Consider the following 20,585-nt stretch of genomic DNA (forward strand, 5'->3'; position numbering starts at 1 on the left):
TATCTTAGCAGGAAGTTAAACCCGGTAGACAATAAAAACCCAGCAAATGCTGGGTTTTTAATCAAAAGATTAAATTATTAATCTCTATTACTCGCATGCTTGAAGCACTTCGTCGTTATCAACCAAAATCGTTGCTGCACCTAAGCCTGCTGACTTAGCAAAACCAGCAACTTGTGTCTGCATTTCTACTGTTGCTGCGCCAGCCATACCGTCAGTCACACCATCAATTTCAGCTGGGCTTACTATTGAACTGTGATGACCTTTACTAAAGCGAACGGCACCAGAACCTGCATTATTTGAACTTACACAATCTAAGCCCATCGCTGCAATTAACGGCTCTGTTCCTGATAATGGGAAGCCTTCAACCTGATTAGGTAATACTCGGTCAGATAAGTTACCCGCACCATCACCTACAACTTCAATTAAATGAACCGGTAGTTGTGTATCAGCTAACATTGACGCATGGTTAATTGGGTCAGCTGAATCAACCGCCGTTTGCACAGCAAAGGCAAATGTTGGAATAAACTCAGCATATACAGCTTGCACTAACGCAGCGTACTCAGGTGTATCAGGTTCAAAATCACCCACATTAGCTTCATCAACCAAATCCATAAAATCATCAGTTGCTGTAACAGTATCAAATAATACCGGACCAAAAGTCGCAGAACCGGCAAATGAACCGGCTAAGCCACCAGAAGGAGCAACCAAAGATGCGGCATTAATAGCATAAGCATTTGGCAATGCACTGCCGTCAGCAGGATTAACTAAACCTGTTGATGCGTAAGTTGAAACAGTAGTACCAACAATGCCACCTAAGCTTAAGCCTTGAGCACTGATTTTGCTGATATCAAATACTTGTTGACCACCCGCTTGCGCGATTTGGCTATACATACCCGTTAGCAACAAACGTAGACCTAGATGATCTAATGTGGCTTGGCGGAAATTATCACGCACAGTCAAAGTACTTGCTACGTTAACAAACACGAGCGGATTACCATTAGCATATTGTGGGCCAAATAAATCACTAGTGGCTGAAATATCGTAGATGCCATCGCCATCAGCATCATACGAGCGATCGCCATGCAGTGGCATATCAATGGCAATCGTCGCAATACCAGCTGCTGCGTATGTGCCCGCATAAGCTAAGGCCATTTGCTTAGTGCCACCTAAACCATGCAATGCCATTGTTGTTGGCCAGCCGTTAGTTGGTGCTACAAATGGTAACCCTGCTTGTGCGCTAAATGCAGCTAACTTAGCGGCATTTGGCAGAGTAATTTGAACCGTGACATCTTCATAACCCATGATTTTTGGAATTGGATTAAACTTGGTTAAATGCTTTGTGGTATCGGCATCAGTGCCATCATCCAATTTCCACGTTTTACCAGCCATTAATGCTGGATTTTGCAATGCCACCGCTGGGTCAACACCTTGTGCAACAGCTTGTTGGCCAAAGTTAGCTTGGCTCATGGTTCCAGCCTGAAGCGCTAATAAAACCGATACAGGGCTATCGCCTTGTGCGAACCAGCGACCATTTGGCGCCGTAGGCGCACCATCTACAATTGGAATAACACAACTTGCAGATGAACAATCACCATAAAATGGTAAACGTACTACAGCGGTATAGATTTCAGCGATGTCAGAAACCACATAGGCAAGTCCATCTGCCGGAGTTAAACCCGCAGCTTGGGCAACGGTCACCGTGCCACCAAACCCATTATCCATAGGCATTGGCGGTTGAACAAAAGAAGGTTTATACGGATCGCTTGATGCCATCAATAATTTGCTGGTTTCATATACATCTGCAACCGATTGGGTGGTAAACAAACCAGAATATGAAATAGTTTCAGCATCAACACCATGCTCTGCGGCTAAGCCCTTTTCATAACTATTAACTAAACCTTGAAGGAATAATTGGTCAGGTGTTTCAAGAGGCTTAGTGTCGATATCTAGTTTTAATAAATTATATGTGCTCGATGGTTCAACGGCGCGGCCTGCAGAGTCTTGAACTAATGTGGTGGTAGCGTAAATATAAGATTGATTAGCTTTAAGCGGTTTTAAAGGCACGATTGCAATTTTATTACCTGAAGCTAATGCCACAAAATCAACACCAAATTGCAGTTCATCACCCACTTTACATGCTGATACAGAGGGCGCATCGCTACATTCAGGATCAGATGATAAAGCGCCGCCAACAGTGGCTTCAAATAATCTTACTGCACCAGGTTGAGAAACAGAGGCTTCATCAAGGGTGAGCATTGCACCATCAGAGTCTGTTGCTAAATCAACACTAAGCGAAATTGGTGATGAAGTTGACCAGCCATCTAATGCCCCCAAAGCAAGCGATGGATCAACATAATCAATACCGTCTTCACCTGGTATAGCTAGCGTTCCATCAAGTGTTCCGTTAAATAAAAGGTCATTTGGTAATGGCACATCACCTGCAGCAGGGTCAAATACCACTTGAGAGAATGGAATTAGCGTTTCTACATTATCTTTTGCTTCGTTAGAACTATCTTCACTACAGCCGCTAAGCCCAAGAGCAGATGCAATAGCAACACCCAATATGAGTCTTTTCATCTTTTTTTCCCCAAATCTTGTTGTAATAATTTTAATTTCCCCAAAAATTGGTCACAATAGTGTAAACGCATGACCATAAGGACATATTTTTGTCCTTAACTCATCTCAAGTTAACGTAAAATTATAGAGTTAGCCACAAATTTGTTACAAAGAAACATACTATTCACTAACAAATATAAGTCAATTGTTTAAAACGTTCGTTTACCTTTTGTTCGAAACGAGATTTGACATGCTTTTACAGTCCAAGGAAAAATTGAATCATGTTGGAATACCAAGCTAAAAAAGATTTACTAAAAAATAAAACAATCCTGGTTACCGGCGCTGGCGCAGGTATTGGTCGCACTGCGGCGATAAACTACGCAAAACACGGCGCGACCGTTATTTTGCTAGGTAAAACAGTTAAAAAACTTGAAACGGTTTATGATGAAATAGTACAAGCTGGTTATCCCAAACCTGCTATTGTGCCATTAGATTTAAAAGGTGCCACAGAGCAAAACTATCAAGATATGGCCGAAACTATCGCTGAGCAATTCGGTCATTTAGATGGATTACTGCATAATGCCAGTTTACTTGGCGCATTAGGGCCGTTTGAACATATCGACCTTGAATCACTTGAAGATGTAATGAAAGTGAACGTCACCGCCCAAGTAATCTTAACTAAAGCCTTATTACCGATAATGCGCAGCGCACCATCAGCATCTATTGTCTTCACTTCTAGCGGTGTTGGTCGTCAAGGACGAGCTTATTGGGGACCTTATGCGTTCTCTAAATTTGCGACTGAGGGCATGATGCAAGTACTTGCCCATGAATGTGAAGGCACTAGCCTGCGTGTAAATAGTATTAACCCTGGTGCAACCCGCACTGAAATGCGCGCAAAAGCTTACCCAGGTGAAGATCCACAAACATTAAAAACCGCACAAGATATCATGCCAACCTACTTATATTTAATGGGTGAAGATTCTTTTGAAGTCAACGGTCAGCAACTTACCGCTCAGTAACCATCCATTGAATCTGTAAACTGAAAAAGGGAGCGAAAGCTCCCTTTTTTAATACCAAGTCGTCAATTGATAAATTACAAACTTATCGCTTTAGCATTTTTCTCAACCAGCTTTTCACCTATACCGGCAACTTGGGTTAATTGCTGGACATTTTTGAACTTACCATATTTATTTCGATATTCCACAATGGCTTTTGCCTTGGCTTCACCAACACCATTGAGGGCTTGTAACTGCTCTGCTGTCGCTTTATTAATATTCACCTTAGCCATCTTTGTATTGCTACTTTTCACGGCTGTGGTTTTAGACATTTCAGCTGAAGTGAGTGCTGCTGGTTTAGTGGTGTCTTTGGCGACAGCCAAACTGATACTTGCTGCTGATAACGCGCAGGTGAGCATGACGCCCATGAGTAATGGATGTTTCATTGTTAACTCCTTAAAGTCCTATTTAATAACCCGACCAACTTCCCTATCCATGGTCGGTATTTGTCAGCGTTACACCCTATTCAACAAGAAAATGATCTATTAAAAACAGGGCATTTATCGCTAACATAAAACTGTAGTAAACAATTTATTTTTTGCAAAAATAAGTAAGATTATTTTTCTACTGTTTGTTTTTGCTTATTTTTATTTATTTTCATTACACTCGCAGAAAAGCTTTTTAGTTCGCCTAACAACTGCTGATGCACTTGGCTCAATTTAGGGCGATTTTGCGCTTTAAAACTTAGCGGCCGACATAAGCTCATGGCTTGATAACCAAGTCGCGCAGTTAATAAACCTCCGCCTAAACCTTGGGCTAAACGTGCTGATAACTTTCCGGTCATTTCAACCGATAATAACTGGGTGCCTAAATCTGTTACCACTTCAGTGGTGCCAGCATAAACAATATTTAGTACGATACTTTTTATCAGTTTAATCCGGCTCCAATAGCCTAATTCAATGCCATATACATCTGCAATAAAATTAACCATGCGCTGATTACGCCATAAAATAATCGCCATATCTAATACTGCTAAAGGACTCGCCGCTAACAGTAGTGCCGACTCCGCCGCAAAGCGACTTACAATTTTTTTGGCTTTTTCATCGCGTTCAGACAAGACTAATTCATCAAATAGCATCACCATTTCAGCGTCATTATGTTCAACGCTATTAATGGCTAAATATTGCTTTTTACCTTCGGTATCTGGGTATTTTTGCAATAAGGGGCTGATGAACTTACTGGCTTCACCGCGCTGCATACTTAACGCTAAACGCTCGCCTGTGGCTTGGGTATCGGCCACATGTTTAAGCTTTATCAGTTTTTTCCACTCTGACAGGGTTATTGCCCCAGCCCACGCCATGATGATCCCCGCCACTGTCACGTAAAAACCAAATAGCCACGGGCTTTGCAGGTAGGCAGTTTGCAGCCCTTGTATGGTTTGAACGATAACCACCAGTATCAAAGCTAACAATGATAACTTGGCAAGCATTGAGATTTTTTTAGGCTTAGCGCCGAGCTTATCGATGGACTCGAGTTCATCGATGGTTTCAGGGAGTTTTGCTAAATTAGTTTCACAAATAAACTCGACATCGGTAAATGATTGTGACCCTTTAACGTCTTGATCCTTACCCGAATCAAGCGTTTCAGTATCAAACACTTGCTGCTGCTTAAGTTGAGCGTCTTCAAACTCTGTTCTCTTGCTATTATTGTTACTCATATTATTGCAACTTATCCCCCAGCAAAAACTGTAAAAGATGATCTAAGCGAATATGCTCAAAACGAGGGTCGGACATCGATGATTGTGGTAATCGAGGCGGGTTAAAAGACACGAAATTAAAGCCTTGCTTGTCCCAAAAGCTATCTTGGGGTAACCGCTGAGGCACTTCGCCTGGAAATATGGTGAGCATTTGCTGATTTTTATCTATGCCTCTGACCACTTCTTGCTCGCCACTGGTTGTTGATACCATGCCATGCTGTGTGGCTTTGATGGCGCTAATGGCCATCGTTTCGACTTCGCAGCCTTCATAGTTAGCAAAGTGCTGACTGTGTTTTAGCATATCGGTCAATAAACTTAATACATGGCTCTGTTGATCACGAGTAACCCTGTCAACCTTACTGGCGGCAAACAGTAACTTATCAATTTTAGGTGAGAACAAACGCCTTAATAAACTCGATTGTCCAAAATGAAAGCTTTCGACAATACTATTGAGTGCATTACCCATATCCTCAAATTGTGCTTTACCGCTGTTTAGGCCATTAAAGCAATCCACCAGCACCAATTGACGATCAAAACTAGCAAAATAATCCCGATAAAACGGCTTAACCACCACTGAAACATACTCTTCATAGCGACGCTTTAGCACTTGGTAATAGCTAGAGTCAGCAGCGTTTTCTAAATTGGCTAATTCATCATTACTGAGATTTATGAGTGGGAAAAAGGCCAATAAAGGGGTATCGGCAAACTCTCCAGGTAATAGCATTCGACCAGGCTGTGCAAGATAAAAGCCTTGGTTGTTAACCAAGTCGACCAGTAATGTTTGGTACAAGTCTGCAATCTGCTTTAACTTATGCTCATCAGCAGTTTCTGATAAATTGATGTTAGCTAATACACTAACAAACTGCGGATAATAGCTTGAGGCAGCTAATCGGTGCTTAACGTCAATTTGTGACTCACACCACTGGATGAAGTTTTGCTTCATCATTGGTAAATCCAATAACCACTCACCTGGGTAATCAACAATATCCACATACAAGGTGGCAGTATCAGCAAGTTTTGCCAATATGCCCTTTTGAGGACGATATTTAATCGCTAGCCTTAACTCAGAGATATTACGGGTTGATGCAGGCCAAGTTGCAGGCGACTGGGTTAATGATGTCATCGCTCCTTTATAGTCAAAACTGGCAATGGCTAAATCAGGTTGCATGGCGCGTTTAATGCCTATCAAACGATTTTCACGGCACACTTGCCACAAAGGCAATGGGTTTTGAGTTTGGCTTTTTTCTGATTGCAGCCCCGCATGGAGCATTTGATTAACCAGCCCTGTTATAAAGGCGGTTTTACCCGCCCCTGATAAACCGGTCACGGCTAAACGAACATGCCGATCGGTTGAGCGATGAACTAATTGATGAGTTTTTTGGGAAATTTTATTAATTGAACGATCAATAAAGCTCATAGTTAATCTCAAATTAAGGAATAAGCAAAATAGGGATGAAAAATATTTTCAAGTACTGATAATCAAGTCTTTGCTAAAAAAACACAAGGGCGGTAAACCGCCCATTGGAATTATATGAAGATAGTCGTCTGAATCGAGTTAAAGATTATTAATTTCTCTTTTCAAATCAAAATTATCGGAAGTGACATGGCGCTCAAGTCGTTGCAGTCTAATTTCAAGTGCATAAAACTGACTATTTACATCATGTAAGGCACGTTTTGCCGGCTCTCCTGCCTGCCAAACCTTTTTCTTCACTTCAATATCTTTGTGGCCTTTGGCATGTGTTGTATCTTCAGGCTTAATATCTAATATCATCCATAAGGCGACATAGATAATAAACACAGGCCCAGAACCACCCAATAAAAATATTGAGACTACGACCACTCTGACTAACCAGGTTTCAAGATTAAAAAAGTCTGAAATCCCTGCACATACCCCAGAAATTTTGCCTGATGATGGGATACGGTATAATGTGCGACCGTTAGCTGTGCTCATCTTTCCCCCTCCACTCTGGCGCTTCCGTATCTAAAATAGCTTCCAATGTTTCAATACGTCGGCCCATTTTTTCAGCTTGGGCAATTAATTCATTCAATTGTGTAAACTCTTCTTCAGTGAGCCCCTGACTCACTTGTCGCTTACTGCGATAATGAAGAATCAACCAAATAGGTGCCACAATAACTAAAAATATAATGATTGGGGCAATAAGAAGATCCATATCCATAACTCACCTCTGAAAAAGTTTACTTGTCTGATTTAGTTTTTGATTTAGGTTGCGATTTAGCTTTCACTTTCGCTTTTAATGCTTCAAGTTCGTCATTGACTGAATCTTCAGCTTCAAGTGCCGCAAACTCATCAGCAAGGCTACCCTTTTTACCAATATCATAAGCTTCAACTTGTGACTCTAAACCTTCAACGCGACGCTCATATTGCTCAAACTTCACCATCGCATCATCAATTTTACTTGAATCAAGCTGCTTTTTAACTTCTAAACGTGAAGTGGCAGTTTGCTTGCGCATAATAATGGTTTTTTGGCGTGCTCTGGCATCATTCAGTTTTTCTTGTAACTGTTCAACTTCATGTTTAAGACGAGCAATGTGCTCTTCTACTACTTGAAGTTCCATCTCAAGGGTTTCTAATAATGAAACCGTTTTTTGTTTTTCAATTAGCGCAGCTTTTGCTAAGTCTTCTCTATCTTTCGATAAAGCTAATTCAGCTTTAGCTTGCCAATCAATCACTTGCTCTTGAACTCGGCTAATGCGTCTTAGTAATTCTTTCTTTTCTGCTAATACTTTTGCAGAAGTAGAGCGTACTTCAACTAACGTGTCTTCCATTTCCTGAATGATCAGGCGTACCATTTTTTCTGGATCTTCAGCTTTATCAAGTAAAGCACTGATGTTCGAATTAATGATATCTGCAAAGCGTGAGAAGATTCCCATAATGTGTCCCTCAAAAATATTGTTAATGTCGAAGTTTACTATTCACGAGTTGTGCCAACTTTTAAAAAACCAGACAATTCAACATCATAACCAAAATGTTAACTTTTTCTTTCTTTTAATGCCACAGCCCACTATTATGATTTTCACCACTTGTTAGCGTAATAGACTAAAAATTACAGTGACTAAACAATTTGAGCAAGACAATCTTATCGGACAATCTAATGCTTTGTTAGAGGTATTAGAACATGTTTCTAAAGTTGCCCCACTTTCTAAGCCGGTATTAATTATTGGTGAACGCGGCACAGGTAAAGAATTAATCGCCGAGCGGTTACACTATTTATCAGGCCGTTGGGATAAAGAGTTTATTAAATTAAACTGCTCTTCATTAAGTGAATCATTACTTGAAAGCGAACTGTTTGGCCACGAGTCTGGTGCGTTTACGGGCGCGAAAGGCAAACATGAAGGTCGCTTCGAACGCGCCGATGAAGGCACCTTATTTTTAGATGAGCTGGCCAATACCTCAGGATTAATTCAAGAGAAACTGTTACGTGTCATCGAATACGGTGAATTCGAACGAGTGGGTGGCAGTAAAACAGTTAATACCAATGTAAGGTTAATTTGTGCTGCCAATGAGGACTTACCTTCATTAGCTGAAAATGGTGAATTTAGGGCTGATTTACTGGATAGGTTAGCCTTTGATGTTATCACCCTACCGCCCCTTCGTAGCCGCACAGAAGACATTATGCCTTTAGCAGAGCATTTTGCCGTGAGCATGGCAAGGCAACTGAATTTAGATTATTTTGGCGGTTTTAGTCCAGTAGCTATAGAGCAACTCATGTCATATCGCTGGCCAGGTAATATCCGCGAACTTAAAAACGTGGTCGAACGCAGCGTCTATCGTCGAGGATCTGAAGGTGAAGAAATTGACCACATTATTGTCGATCCTTTTGCCTCTCCTTATCGACCAACATCAAGAATCAAAACTCGTGAAAGGCAGCAAACAGAGCATCAAGCTCCCGATACTTCAGTCGCGGTTCCAGTAACCGATGACTCCACTGAAAATGAAGCATCATCAGTTAGCACCAGTGCAACAGACAGAGATATTCGCTTCCCATTAGACTTTAAAGAGCATACTGAAAACTATGAGATTAACCTGCTAAAAAGTGCCTTAGCCCAAAGCCAATATAATCAAAAGAAAACCGCTGAAATATTAGGTTTAAGCTACCACCAACTGCGGGGCATTTTGAAAAAGTATAATTTACTTGAAAAGTCTTAATAGGATATTTGCTCCTAAGTTATTAACACTGCTAAAATACTTATTCAGTACCTAAATAATATGATGAAAAAATGCGTGAGACATTAAAACGCTTTAAACCTGCTGCATTACTCTGCTTGCTAAGTTTTTTAGTAACAGGTTGTGGTGAACTCAATGTCCCATCAGGTATTGTGTATTGCTCTGAGGGCAATCCTGAAACCTTTAATCCGCAATTGGTCACTTCTGGTACCACTATTGATGCCAGTTCTAATCAGTTATACAACCGCCTAATTGACTATAACAATGAATCATCTGATTTTATGGCTGCGCTGGCAACCCAGTGGCGCATATCCGATGATGGCTTACGTTATCACTTTGTGTTGCGTAAAGGCGTACAGTTCCAGCACAATAATTTGTTCAAACCTTCAAGAAATTTTAATGCCGATGATGTACTATTCTCATTTAATCGCATCATTAATCCCGCGCATCCTTTTCACTCAGTGAGCAGAACTGGCTATCCATTTTTCCAAAGTATTGATTTTTCCAACTTAGTGAGTCGAGTCGAAAAAGTAAACGATTATGAAGTGGTATTCCACTTAACCCAACCTGATGCATCATTTTTAGCTAATTTGGCCACTGATTTTGCCGTTATTCTTTCTGCCGAATATGGCGAGCAACAATGGCAGGCAGGTACCCCTGAAAATATCGATTACTTCGCCATCGGCACAGGGCCTTTTTACCTCGCAGATTATGTCAAAAATGATTTTATTCGCTATAAACGCAATACCGCATATTGGGGTAAAGCGGCTAAAATTGACCTGTTAGTTTTTGATATCACACCTAAAAGTGAGTCTAGACTGGCTAAAATCATCACTAAAGATTGCCATGTGTCTGCCCTGCCAAAGGCAAATGAACTTGCAGTAATTAAACAGCATAAACACTTAAAAGTTAACACTAAACCGGGGTTAAACGTCGGTTTTTGGGCATTTAACACTCAAAAGCCTCCTCTAGACGATGTGCGAGTTCGACTTGCCCTTGCCCATGCCATTGATAAGAAAAATATCCTTAATGTGGTTTACCATGACACCGCTGTAGAAGCGACCGGAATGCTGCCGCCAGGATCATGGGCTTATTCAGGCTCATCCGACCCTAATGATTTTGATCCTGAGAAAGCTAAAAGGCTGTTAGAAGAATCAGGGGTTAATAACTTAACCTTTGATATTTGGGCGATGCCAGTGGTGCGAATTTATAATCCAAACGCCCTCAAGACCGCAGAGCTGATTCAGGCCGACTTAGCCAACATTGGGGTTAAAGTGAATATTGTCAGTTATGACTGGAGCGTGTTTACGCAAAAATTAATTAGCCAAGATTATGATTCAGTATTAATTGGTTGGAATGCTGACAATACCGATCCTGATAATTTCTTTACCCCACTACTCAGTTGCTCAGCCCTAGAATCAAATAATAACCGTTCTAAATGGTGTTCAGCTGAATTGGACGCAATACTTGCACAAGCTAAAGCTACGCCAATAAAAACCACAAGAAAGGCGCTATATCAGCAAGCTGAACAGCTCATTCATCAGCAAGTTCCCTTGGTTAATATTGCCCATGGACAAAAATTGATCCTAAAAAACATTTCAGTATCAACTAAAGATGTTAACCCCTATGGTGGAATGGCTTTCTCTAATATCGAACTAAAAACTGCGGAGAAAAAACCTTAATGTGGCGTTATTTTCTAAGACGAATTAATTTATTTTTTGCCACTTCATTGGTTATGATTGCGGTACTGTTTTTTGCCACCGGTATGTTTCCAGTTGAAAAAAGCTACGCCTTAACTGGGATACAGTTCCCTAGCAGTGAGCAACAAGCACAAACCGTTGCAGACTTTAAGCTTGATAGTAACCAGCTTAGTCAATTTATCGCTTATTTAACCGAGCGATTATCAGGCAATTTAGGGATTTCGGTTAACTCACAACAAAGTGTCGCCACAGAGCTCAGTAACGTGTTACCCGCCTCTTTTGAATTGTCATTATTTGCTGGGACGATAGCAATATTTTTTGGAGTGCCACTTGGCGTATTGTCCTCATTAAGTGAAAGCAAGTCAGTCCAGCGCAGTATTTTAGCCCTAACCTTAACCGGTTACTCTATACCTGTATTCTGGCTCGGATTAACCTTGTCATTATGGTTTGGGGTAAAGCTAGAGTGGTTGCCGATCTCTGGACAAATCAATTTATTATATGAAATTGAACCCGTCACAGGTTTTATGCTGATCGATACTTTGCTATCACATGAAGCCTATCGGATCTCAGCATTTAAAGATGCCTTATTACACATCATTTTACCTGCGGTAACCTTAGCGGTATTACCTTTTACTGTCGTTATACGTATCACACGTCAAGCAATGATGACGGTTATGACCCAAACCTATATTCGCGCTGCTGAAGCCCGTGGCCTTAATACCTATAGTATTTTAATGAAACACGCCTTACCTAACGCGCTTATCCCAGTTCTTAAAGCCTTTGGCTTAATGCTTGGCTCGTTTGCCAGTTACGGCATTATTGTCGAGGTAATTTTTGCATGGCCAGGGGTGGGATCATGGCTTATTGCAGGAATATATCAGCGAGATTACACCGTGATTCAAGCAGGGATCCTTTCAGTCTCTTTGCTGATTATCTTTTTAAGCATTATGATTGATTTAGTGCATACCACTATTAACCCTATTAATAGGAAAGAACTGTATGCCAGCAATTAAAATATATCAGGATGAACACATAGCTTCACCTATGATGCAATTGTGGAAAGCATTTGCTAGTAACCCATTTGCTGTCGCAGGCCTTTGGGCGGTAATATTTTTATTACTACTGGTTGTATTGGGGCAGCTACTCGCTCCTTACCCACCAGAAATGCAAAATCCTGATGCCATATTATTACCGCCATCATGGGACGCCCTTGGACATGTTTCGCATTTTTTAGGTACCGATGATTTAGGCCGAGACTTATTCAGCCGCTTATTGCATGGGGTTAGATTAACGTTCGGCATGTCATTAATTGTGGTGCTTTGCGCCTTAATCGTCGGCTTTATTATTGGCTCCCTTTCAGGAATGATGCGTGGGTTAAAATCAAGTATTTTAGGTCATTTGCTCGATGCCTTATTATCAATTCCGTCATTATTGCTCGCCATTTTGGTTGTCGCAGTGACCGGTCCGGGGTTAATAAATGTATTTTGGGCAGTAGGCTTAGCCTTAACGCCGCAATTTGTGCGGGCAATTCACCAAGCAGTACATGAAGAGCTACAAAAAGAATACGTTATTGCCGCTAAACTTGATGGCGCCAGTCAAATACAAATCTTTTGGTATGTCATCATGCCAAACGTCTGGGAAGTGGTTATTATTCAAACGACCATTGCCATATCGGTGGCGATATTAGACATTGCCGCCTTAGGCTTTCTCAATCTTGGAGCACAAGCCCCTAGCTCAGAGTGGGGAGCGATGATTTTTCAAGGGTTAAACAGCCAATTAATTGCGCCTTGGTCGATTACCATTCCAGGTTTGGCGATCCTATTTACTGTGTTATCCATTAATTTGGTGGGTGACGGATTACGCTCGGCGCTCGCGCCGATAAGAAACTAGCCCATGCCATTACTTGATGTCAGAAATCTCACTATCGAACTCGATACCCCACAAGGCACAGTGAAGGTACTTGAGAAAGTCAGTTTAACCATTAATCCGGGTGAAATTCATGGCTTAGTTGGTGAATCAGGTTCTGGGCGTAGCTTATTAGCCAAAGCGGTACTAGGCGTTTTAGGCCCAAACTGGCGCATCATTGCCGATCGCATGATGTGGGATGGCAAAAATTTATTGGAAATGACTAAAAAGCAACGTCGCAGCTTAATGGGCAGTGATATGACCATGATTTTCCAAGACCCTTCTGGCAGTTTAGACCCGGTAAAAACTATCGGCAGTCAGTTAATTGAATCGCTCACGCCAAACAAAGCCGTGCCTTTTTGGCGCAGAGCAAAAGACACTCATTTAACCGCGCAAAAATGGCTTCATAAAGTTGGAATTAAAAAGCCCAAAGCCATTATGAAGCGCTACCCTTGGGAACTTTCTGAAGGTGCCTGCCAAAAGGTAATGATTGCTATGGCAGTAGCTAACCACCCTAAGTTATTAATCGCAGACGAACCAACGAATGCGATGGAATTAAGTACTCAAGCGCAAATATTTCGTTTGTTAGCTCAATTAAACCAACTTCAAAATGTCTCTATACTGCTAGTCAGCCATGAACTAGAAACTTTAGCAAAATGGTGCGATCGCATCAGTATTTTATACAGCGGACAAATCATGGAGTCGGGGCCCGTTAACGAATTAATCAAACAACCCTATCACCCCTATACCAAAGCATTATTTAAAAATCTGCCAGACTTTGCAGGCCAAATACGCCACAAAGCCTATTTACCAACATTGCAAGGTTCCTCGCCGTCATTGCAGCATTTGCCTGCTGGGTGCAGGCTGGGTCCTCGCTGCCCTGACGCCCAAAGAGCATGTGTTATCCAACCCAGTTTGGCCCACGAAAAAGATCGCTATTTTGCCTGCCATTTCCCGTATAACAGTGAGATAGAAGATGACAACTCCATTACTTAAAGTAAACCAGCTAAGCAAACGCTATTTTACGGGTTATAAAAGGTTCAAAGCGCAATATAATCAAGCCCTGTCACCACTATCATTTGAACTTGAGCGTGGACAAACCTTGGCTATTGTCGGTGAAGTAAGCTCAGGTAAAAGTACCTTAGCGCGAATACTGGTTGGCGCAGAGCCTCGCAGCGGTGGAGAAATATTGTTTGAAGGGGAAGCATTGGAGGCGCGAAATATCAAACAGCGCAGCCGCTTAATTAGAATGATTTTTCAAGACCCTAACACCTCATTAAACCCGAGGTTAACCATTGGTAGCCTACTAGAAGAACCATTACGATTTAACACCACATTGAATTCAGCGGAACGAAAAGTGCGGGTGGCAGATAGACTCAGAAAAGTGGGCTTACTACCTGAACATGCCAATTTCTATCCTCATATGGTCTCTGAAGGTCAAAAACAACGTGTAGCCGTTGCTAGAGCTTTAATGTTAAACCCTAAAATCATTATCGCTGATGAAGCACTTGCCTCATTAGATTTATCAGTGCGTTCTCAAATACTTAATCTGCTGATAAAATTACAAAAAGAAATGGGGCTATCGTATATTTTTGTGACCCACAATTTGAACATTGTACGTCATTTTAGTGACAAGGTACTGGTGCTCAAAAATGGCAGCGTAGTTGAACTAGCGAGCACAGAAGAATTATTCAATCACCCACAACAAGAATACTCTCGCCGCTTAATATCGCAGCAAACACAACTCACAGCCAAACGCTAAACTGCTCCAACCACTGAGTAATTTAGCCAAAAAACATAAAAACTAGTGCCAATTCGTCGCCTAACTATTTATCCTAGTGCGATTGTTAAAGGAAGAAACCAAATTATGATTATTAAACCTAAAACACGTGGCTTTATTTGTACAACCACTCATCCTATCGGTTGTGAAGCTAACGTCAAAGAACAAATCGAATTAACCAAAGCAAAAGGCAAAATTGCTAATGGCCCTAAAAAAGTCTTAGTGGTTGGCTCTTCAAGTGGCTACGGCTTATCTTCTCGTATTGCATCAGCGTTCGGTAGTGATGCAGCCACCATTGGTGTTTTCTTTGAAAAACCAAGCACTGAAACCAAACCAGGTACGGCCGGTTGGTACAACTCTGCCTACTTTGATAAATTCGCTAAAGCTGAAGGTTTATATTCAAAAAGCATTAACTGTGATGCATTTAGCCATGAAGCTAAACAAAAAGTCATTGAGCTTATCAAACAAGACTTAGGTCAAATTGATATGGTGGTTTACTCTTTAGCTTCTCCAGTGCGTAAATTGCCTGATACCGGTGAAGTGATCCGCTCAAGTCTTAAGCCTATCGGTGAAACTTATACCGCAACTGCGGTAGACACCAACAAAAACACCATCATCGAAACCTCGGTAGAGCCAGCAACAGAGCAAGAAATTGCTGATACCGTGACAGTGATGGGCGGTCAAGATTGGGAATTATGGATGAGCGCCTTAAGTGATGCGGGTGTATTAGCGGATAATTGTAAAACCGTGGCCTACAGCTATATTGGCACCGAGATCACTTGGCCTATCTACTGGCATGGCGCATTAGGTAAAGCCAAAATGGATTTAGACCGTGCGGCTCATAGCCTTAATGAAAAGTTAGCCAAAACAGGCGGCTCTGCCAATGTGGCTGTGCTTAAGAGTGTTGTCACTCAAGCAAGCTCTGCTATCCCGGTAATGCCTTTATACATCGCGATGGTATTTAAGAAAATGCGTGAAGAAGGCGTTCATGAAGGCTGTATGGACCAAATTTACCGTATGTTCAGCGAGCGTTTATATCGCGCTGATGGTCAAGCGGCACCAACAGATGATGAAAATCGTCTTCGTTTAGATGATTGGGAGTTACGCGAAGAAATTCAAAAACATTGCCGTGACTTATGGCCGGATGTCACCACTGAAAACCTTGCTGAACTGACTGATTACAATGAATACAAAGAAGAGTTTTTAAAACTGTTTGGTTTTGGTATTGCTGGCATCGACTATGAAGCTGACGTTAATCCAAACGTGACTTTTGATGTTATCAGCCTTTAATCCCCTAAGGTAATAAGAAAAGCCAAGTTATTATAACTTGGCTTTTTTATATCTGGTTAACTGCACAGTGACTCTTTATTTTATTAATGCGGCTTTATTAATAAAAAAAGGCCAAGTTGATGAGACTTGGCCTTTATAAGGGAATGATGAAATTTAACTAAGAGTTATTTAGTTTTTAGCGCATGCTTAGCGGCGTTTTCACCAGCTTTACGACCAAATACTACCGTATCAGCGATTGCGTTACCGCCTAGACGGTTATAACCATGAACACCACCAGTGACCTCACCAGCCGCAAACAAACCAGGCATTTTCCAGCTTTGTAGGTTCAAGATATTCGTATCGGTATCAATTGCGATCCCGCCCATAGTATGGTGAATACCAGGTGCTACTTTTACAGCGTAGTATGGCGGCGTGCTTAAGCTTAATGGCATATTGGCGCGGCCGAATGCATCATCTTTACCTGCTGCTTTATACTTGTTGTAATCCGCTGCAGTTTTCGGTAAATCAGCCATTCCGGTGATTTTTGCCAGTTCTTCAATGGTGTTGGCTTTACTTAACATACCTAAATGTTCGTAACCACGTACCATTTTCTTTTTCTCAACCAATTGCTCATCGAACACTAACCAAGCATATTGATCTTTTTGCTTTAAGATTGCATCTGATGCACGGTCACGAGTCGTTAGTTCATTAATGAAACGGTTGCCATCAGTATTGACCATAATTGCACCAACACCGCGAACGGTTTCAGAAATCAAAATACGGCTATCTTTACCTACTGTAGGATGCGCTTGAACCCAATCAATATCAGTCATTGAAGCGCCAATTTCTTTAGCAAGTAGCACACCATCACCAGTGGCTGTAACGTTATTTGAACTAGACATGTCTTTCATTGTTGGGCGGTAGTAAGCAACCATTTGCTTATTCATACCATAACCACCTGTCGCTAATACAATAGAATCAGCAGCGACCATGTTGTAGCCTGAATGACGGCCGTGAACCACCACGCCAGCAACTGATTGATCATCATTTAAGACGATTTTTTCAACTCTTGAGTTAACGCGAACTGGAATATCACGTTCTACTGCGGCTTTACGCAAGGTATCAATTAAGTGTGGACCAATTGACGCGCCACCAGAAGGTGCGTGAGTACGCTCTGCTCTTGCGCCGCCTGAACGTTTAAGCTCTGACATATCAGCACCTAAAGACTCAAGCCATGCTACAGCGCCAGCAGACTCTTCAGCCATAGTTTGCACAAGTTTAGGGTCATTTTGATAACGACCGCCTTTCATGGCATCTTCAGCATACCAATCAACAGTGTCTTCAATGCCTTTGGCTTTTTGTTGTGGTGTGCCGACAGCATTAATACCGCCTGCAGCAAGCATTGAGTTACCACCGGTATAAGGGGCTTTTTCAAATAAAACAACGTTGGCACCTGCCAATTTAGCTGAAATCGCTGCATTGAAACCGGCACTACCGCCACCTACAACAATCACATCAACCGTTTCTACAGGGCCTTTATCAATCGCTTGTTGGATTTTGTCTTGATTCCAATCACCATCCCACTTCTTCTTCGCTTTTGAATCAGCAAATGGCATTTCCATTTCAAAGTTATGACAGTTATTACAAGTCAACTCAGGTTTAGCATGGGCGGTATGACAAGAAGTACAGTTGATATCTCCTAAATGAGATGCATGAGGGTCAAACGCAAGTTCATCGTTAACTAAATCAGCATAACCACCATGACAGTCCTGACACTGGGCGTTCTCATGAGTTTGGCTATCAGTCATGCTTTTCTTGATGTCTTTCATTTTTTCTGCAACGTGACAGCTTTGACAGTCACCCATTTCAGTATGGAAAGACGCTAAGTCATTTTTTGCCATTACGCTGCCAGAAGTAAGCATCATCACTGCCACTGCCGAAGCTAAATATTTAAGTTTCATTGGTTCATACCTCTAATTATCATTTTCACAACTTGCTTTGTTGGACGATAGAATACTCATAAAGAGATAGTAAAACTTAGACATTGGTCAACATTGGCACTTGGTTAAGTTTTAATGAAACCAAATTAAAATTAACTTAAATCGCTACAAAGCCACAACATTTGTGACCCAGTTAGAATTTATCTCCATGATTCAATCCTATTATGTATATCAGGTTTACATACGCTGCAACCTCCTCAAAATTGATGATATTGAGGTTTATTAATGAATCTATTCATTAGCTAAAGCAATATAACCAATTGATAATATTACTTTAAAATAGAGATGATTAAGAAGATGAAAAAATCACTAGTTTCACTCACTGTTGTATCAATCCTATCAGCGAGCTCTTTTGCCGCATTCGCTGAGTCACCGCAGTTCTATGGCCGCTTAGAAATGGCACTAACAGAGTCTGATAACGGTTTAACAACACAAAATCAAAAATCGGGTACTGTGCTGGAAAATAACTTTTCTCGCCTAGGGGTAAAAGGCAGTGAGAAAATATCTGAAAATATTGAAATCATTTACAATGTTGAAGTACAGGTTAACGCTGCCACCAACGAAGCTGATGATGATTTATTTAAACCAAGAAACACCTACTTAGGGCTAAAAAGTGACTTTGGTACCGTCATTGTCGGTCGTAATGATACGGTAATGAAAACCTCAAAAGGTACTGCTGAAGCATTTGCATTAACCAATGCCGCCTACAATAGAATGATTGCTGGGCAAGACAGGAAAGCCGATGGAATCACATACTATTCTCCTCAAATTGCCGATTTAGTCAGTGTAAATGCGACCTATTTAGTGGATAACAATTATGACTCTGGCGAAAGTCAGTACGCATTAAGCGTCACCGCTGGTGATAAAAAGCTCAAAAAACAACGTTATTATGTTGCAGCAGCATATAACACCATTGGTGGTGTCGACGCATACCGCGGGGTTGGTCAAATCAAAATAGGTAGTCTTAAACTAGGCGGTTTATTACAAAATACCCAAAGCCAAACTTACAGTGATAAAGAAGGTAATTCTTACTTTATTAGCGCAATATATAACTGGAGTGGCATCAACTTTAAAGCTGAATACGGCAAGGACAAGGCCGGTTTTGGTAAGTATTTTAAAAATAATGACGTCTCTTCAGCACAATACAAGGAAGCGACCGATGTCGATATTAGCTCATTCACAGTCGGTGCCGATTACCGTCTATCAAAGTCAACGATGGTGTTTGGACACTACGCCACCTATGAAGGTGAATATCGGGTTGCTAACACAGGCCCGACGATTGAATTAGAAGATGATAATGTATTTACCCTAGGCGTGCGCTACGATTTCTAAGTCCAATTTTTATTTCGCGTTAATATCTGCACTTATATCGATCTAGGTCTCGCTGATAAAATATGATAAACCCATCATAAATGATGGGTTTATGCTAACAAGGTAAGACTTTTTCAAATAACTTGAACTCGTTAGCAATTCCTAAAAATAATACCAAAAGTTTACAGAGTAATATTGTCAACTCGTTATACTATTGATGAATTCATAGAATAATTTGCCCATGAAAATCACACTCAAGCAACTGTCAATATTTAAAGCCATCCATATTAATGGTCAGATCTCTAAAGCAGCCAAAACATTACATATGTCAGTCCCCGCTGTCAGTATGGCGTTAAAGGATTTAGAAGGTTCATTAGGCACCCGTCTGTTTGAGAGAAGCAGTAACGGCTTAACCATTAATGATAATGGTGAAGTTATTTTGCCTTACGCCAATGAGATGCTTTCTAAAAGTAATCAATTAGAGCAGATGTTTACTGAGCGAACAGCCATCGGTGGCACCATCAAAGTTGGCAGTAGTAAAACTGCGGGTAACTATATTCTTTCAAGAATCATCCCATTATTTAAACAACAACACCCCTGTGTTGATATTAAACTAGTGATTAACAACAGTTTAGCCATCGAGAAAATGGTGTCTGAAAAAGAACTGGATTTAGGTTTTGTCGATGCCAAGCCTGGGTTAAATAATTTACAATATCAGCAGTGGCTTAAAGATAGATTGTGTATCGTCATCGGCAGTAACAATCCAATAGCAAGCGAAACCATTACCCCTGAATTGCTGTCGCAACAATTATGGGTTATGGATGAAACCATTTCGGTGTCGAGGCTACGTAATACCCAGCTATTAAAAAGTGCCAGTATCAATATTCATCAAGAATTATCAATGAATACTATGGGCGCGATAAAACGTGCTATTGGTACTGGCATTGGCGTTAGTGTACTGCCCTACCTTGCTGTAAAAGAAGAAATAGCCAGCGGTCAACTTATTGAAATAGATTTACCAGAGTGGGATTTCGAGCGAAACTACTGGTCTATTTGGCGTAATGAAGAAGCATTAAGTCCGTTACTTGAAGAGTTCATCCAATTCTGCAATCAATAACAAAGCGATA

Annotated in this window: 18 protein-coding genes; 10 read left to right on the forward strand and 8 right to left on the reverse strand. The window is 41.2% G+C overall.

What is annotated here, in order from left to right:
* Positions 1-87: 87 nt before the first annotated feature.
* Complete coding sequence (locus BCU94_RS10410; RefSeq protein WP_102476345.1) at positions 88-2,577, reverse strand: VolA/Pla-1 family phospholipase; 2,490 nt, start codon at positions 2,575-2,577, stop codon at positions 88-90.
* A 260-nt stretch (positions 2,578-2,837) separates the two neighbouring features.
* Here BCU94_RS10410 and BCU94_RS10415 point away from each other — a divergent pair, with 260 nt between their 5' ends.
* Positions 2,838-3,575, forward strand: coding sequence for a YciK family oxidoreductase (locus BCU94_RS10415; protein WP_102440535.1), 738 nt, complete (start codon positions 2,838-2,840; stop codon positions 3,573-3,575).
* A 74-nt stretch (positions 3,576-3,649) separates the two neighbouring features.
* On the opposite strand, the gene BCU94_RS10420 is transcribed toward BCU94_RS10415, so the two are convergent.
* The 6 genes from BCU94_RS10420 to pspA all read right to left on the reverse strand — a co-directional run bounded on the left by BCU94_RS10420 (position 3,650) and on the right by pspA (position 8,199).
* On the reverse strand, positions 3,650-3,997 hold the full coding sequence (locus BCU94_RS10420) for a helix-hairpin-helix domain-containing protein (protein WP_076536941.1): 348 nt from the start codon (positions 3,995-3,997) through the stop codon (positions 3,650-3,652).
* A gap of 170 nt (positions 3,998-4,167) precedes the next feature.
* Positions 4,168-5,268, reverse strand: a complete 1,101-nt coding sequence (locus BCU94_RS10425; protein ID WP_102476346.1) for a TIGR01620 family protein — start codon at positions 5,266-5,268, stop codon at positions 4,168-4,170.
* A 1-nt stretch (position 5,269) separates the two neighbouring features.
* Positions 5,270-6,724, reverse strand: coding sequence for a YcjX family protein (locus BCU94_RS10430; RefSeq protein ID WP_102440533.1), 1,455 nt, complete (start codon positions 6,722-6,724; stop codon positions 5,270-5,272).
* A 138-nt stretch (positions 6,725-6,862) separates the two neighbouring features.
* The gene (pspC, locus tag BCU94_RS10435; RefSeq protein WP_102476347.1) at positions 6,863-7,258 is read right to left on the reverse strand and encodes an envelope stress response membrane protein PspC; all 396 of its coding nucleotides are present in this window, start codon (positions 7,256-7,258) and stop codon (positions 6,863-6,865) included.
* Positions 7,245-7,484, reverse strand: coding sequence for an envelope stress response membrane protein PspB (gene pspB / locus BCU94_RS10440; RefSeq protein WP_102440532.1), 240 nt, complete (start codon positions 7,482-7,484; stop codon positions 7,245-7,247). The genes pspC and pspB overlap by 14 nt, the downstream gene beginning before the upstream one ends.
* 19 nt (positions 7,485-7,503) lie before the next feature.
* A complete protein-coding gene (gene pspA / locus BCU94_RS10445; RefSeq protein ID WP_076536951.1) occupies positions 7,504-8,199 on the reverse strand; it encodes a phage shock protein PspA in 696 nt (231 codons plus the stop codon).
* 178 nt (positions 8,200-8,377) lie between these two features.
* Here pspA and pspF point away from each other — a divergent pair, with 178 nt between their 5' ends.
* From pspF to fabV, 7 genes are all read left to right on the forward strand, one after another.
* Complete coding sequence (pspF, locus tag BCU94_RS10450) at positions 8,378-9,475, forward strand: phage shock protein operon transcriptional activator (protein WP_102440531.1); 1,098 nt, start codon at positions 8,378-8,380, stop codon at positions 9,473-9,475.
* Between the two features lie 71 nt (positions 9,476-9,546).
* Entirely contained in the window at positions 9,547-11,175 is a 1,629-nt protein-coding gene (locus tag BCU94_RS10455; RefSeq protein ID WP_102476348.1) for an ABC transporter substrate-binding protein, read from the forward strand.
* On the forward strand, positions 11,175-12,206 hold the full coding sequence (locus BCU94_RS10460) for an ABC transporter permease subunit (RefSeq protein WP_102476349.1): 1,032 nt from the start codon (positions 11,175-11,177) through the stop codon (positions 12,204-12,206). The genes BCU94_RS10455 and BCU94_RS10460 overlap by 1 nt, the downstream gene beginning before the upstream one ends.
* The gene (locus BCU94_RS10465) at positions 12,193-13,083 is read left to right on the forward strand and encodes an ABC transporter permease subunit (RefSeq protein WP_102476350.1); all 891 of its coding nucleotides are present in this window, start codon (positions 12,193-12,195) and stop codon (positions 13,081-13,083) included. The genes BCU94_RS10460 and BCU94_RS10465 overlap by 14 nt, the downstream gene beginning before the upstream one ends.
* Positions 13,084-13,086: 3 nt before the next feature.
* Complete coding sequence (locus tag BCU94_RS10470) at positions 13,087-14,094, forward strand: oligopeptide/dipeptide ABC transporter ATP-binding protein (protein WP_102440527.1); 1,008 nt, start codon at positions 13,087-13,089, stop codon at positions 14,092-14,094.
* Positions 14,075-14,860 carry an ATP-binding cassette domain-containing protein gene (locus tag BCU94_RS10475; protein ID WP_102476351.1) on the forward strand — a complete coding sequence of 262 codons (786 nt, stop codon included), beginning with the start codon at positions 14,075-14,077 and terminating at the stop codon, positions 14,858-14,860. Before BCU94_RS10470 ends, BCU94_RS10475 begins: the two co-directional genes overlap by 20 nt.
* 105 nt (positions 14,861-14,965) lie before the next feature.
* The gene (gene fabV / locus BCU94_RS10480) at positions 14,966-16,168 is read left to right on the forward strand and encodes an enoyl-ACP reductase FabV (RefSeq protein ID WP_102440525.1); all 1,203 of its coding nucleotides are present in this window, start codon (positions 14,966-14,968) and stop codon (positions 16,166-16,168) included.
* A gap of 164 nt (positions 16,169-16,332) precedes the next feature.
* Here fabV and BCU94_RS10485 read toward each other — a convergent pair whose 3' ends face one another.
* On the reverse strand, positions 16,333-18,108 hold the full coding sequence (locus tag BCU94_RS10485; protein ID WP_102440524.1) for a flavocytochrome c: 1,776 nt from the start codon (positions 18,106-18,108) through the stop codon (positions 16,333-16,335).
* A 336-nt stretch (positions 18,109-18,444) separates the two neighbouring features.
* Here BCU94_RS10485 and BCU94_RS10490 point away from each other — a divergent pair, with 336 nt between their 5' ends.
* Positions 18,445-19,479 (forward strand): porin, encoded by a 1,035-nt coding sequence (locus BCU94_RS10490; protein WP_102476352.1) that lies wholly within the window; start codon positions 18,445-18,447, stop codon positions 19,477-19,479.
* A gap of 220 nt (positions 19,480-19,699) precedes the next feature.
* On the forward strand, positions 19,700-20,575 hold the full coding sequence (locus tag BCU94_RS10495) for a LysR family transcriptional regulator (protein ID WP_102440522.1): 876 nt from the start codon (positions 19,700-19,702) through the stop codon (positions 20,573-20,575).
* Positions 20,576-20,585 lie beyond the last annotated feature (10 nt).

The organism is Shewanella sp. 10N.286.52.C2, assembly GCF_002874545.1.
Lineage (GTDB): Bacteria > Pseudomonadota > Gammaproteobacteria > Enterobacterales > Shewanellaceae > Shewanella.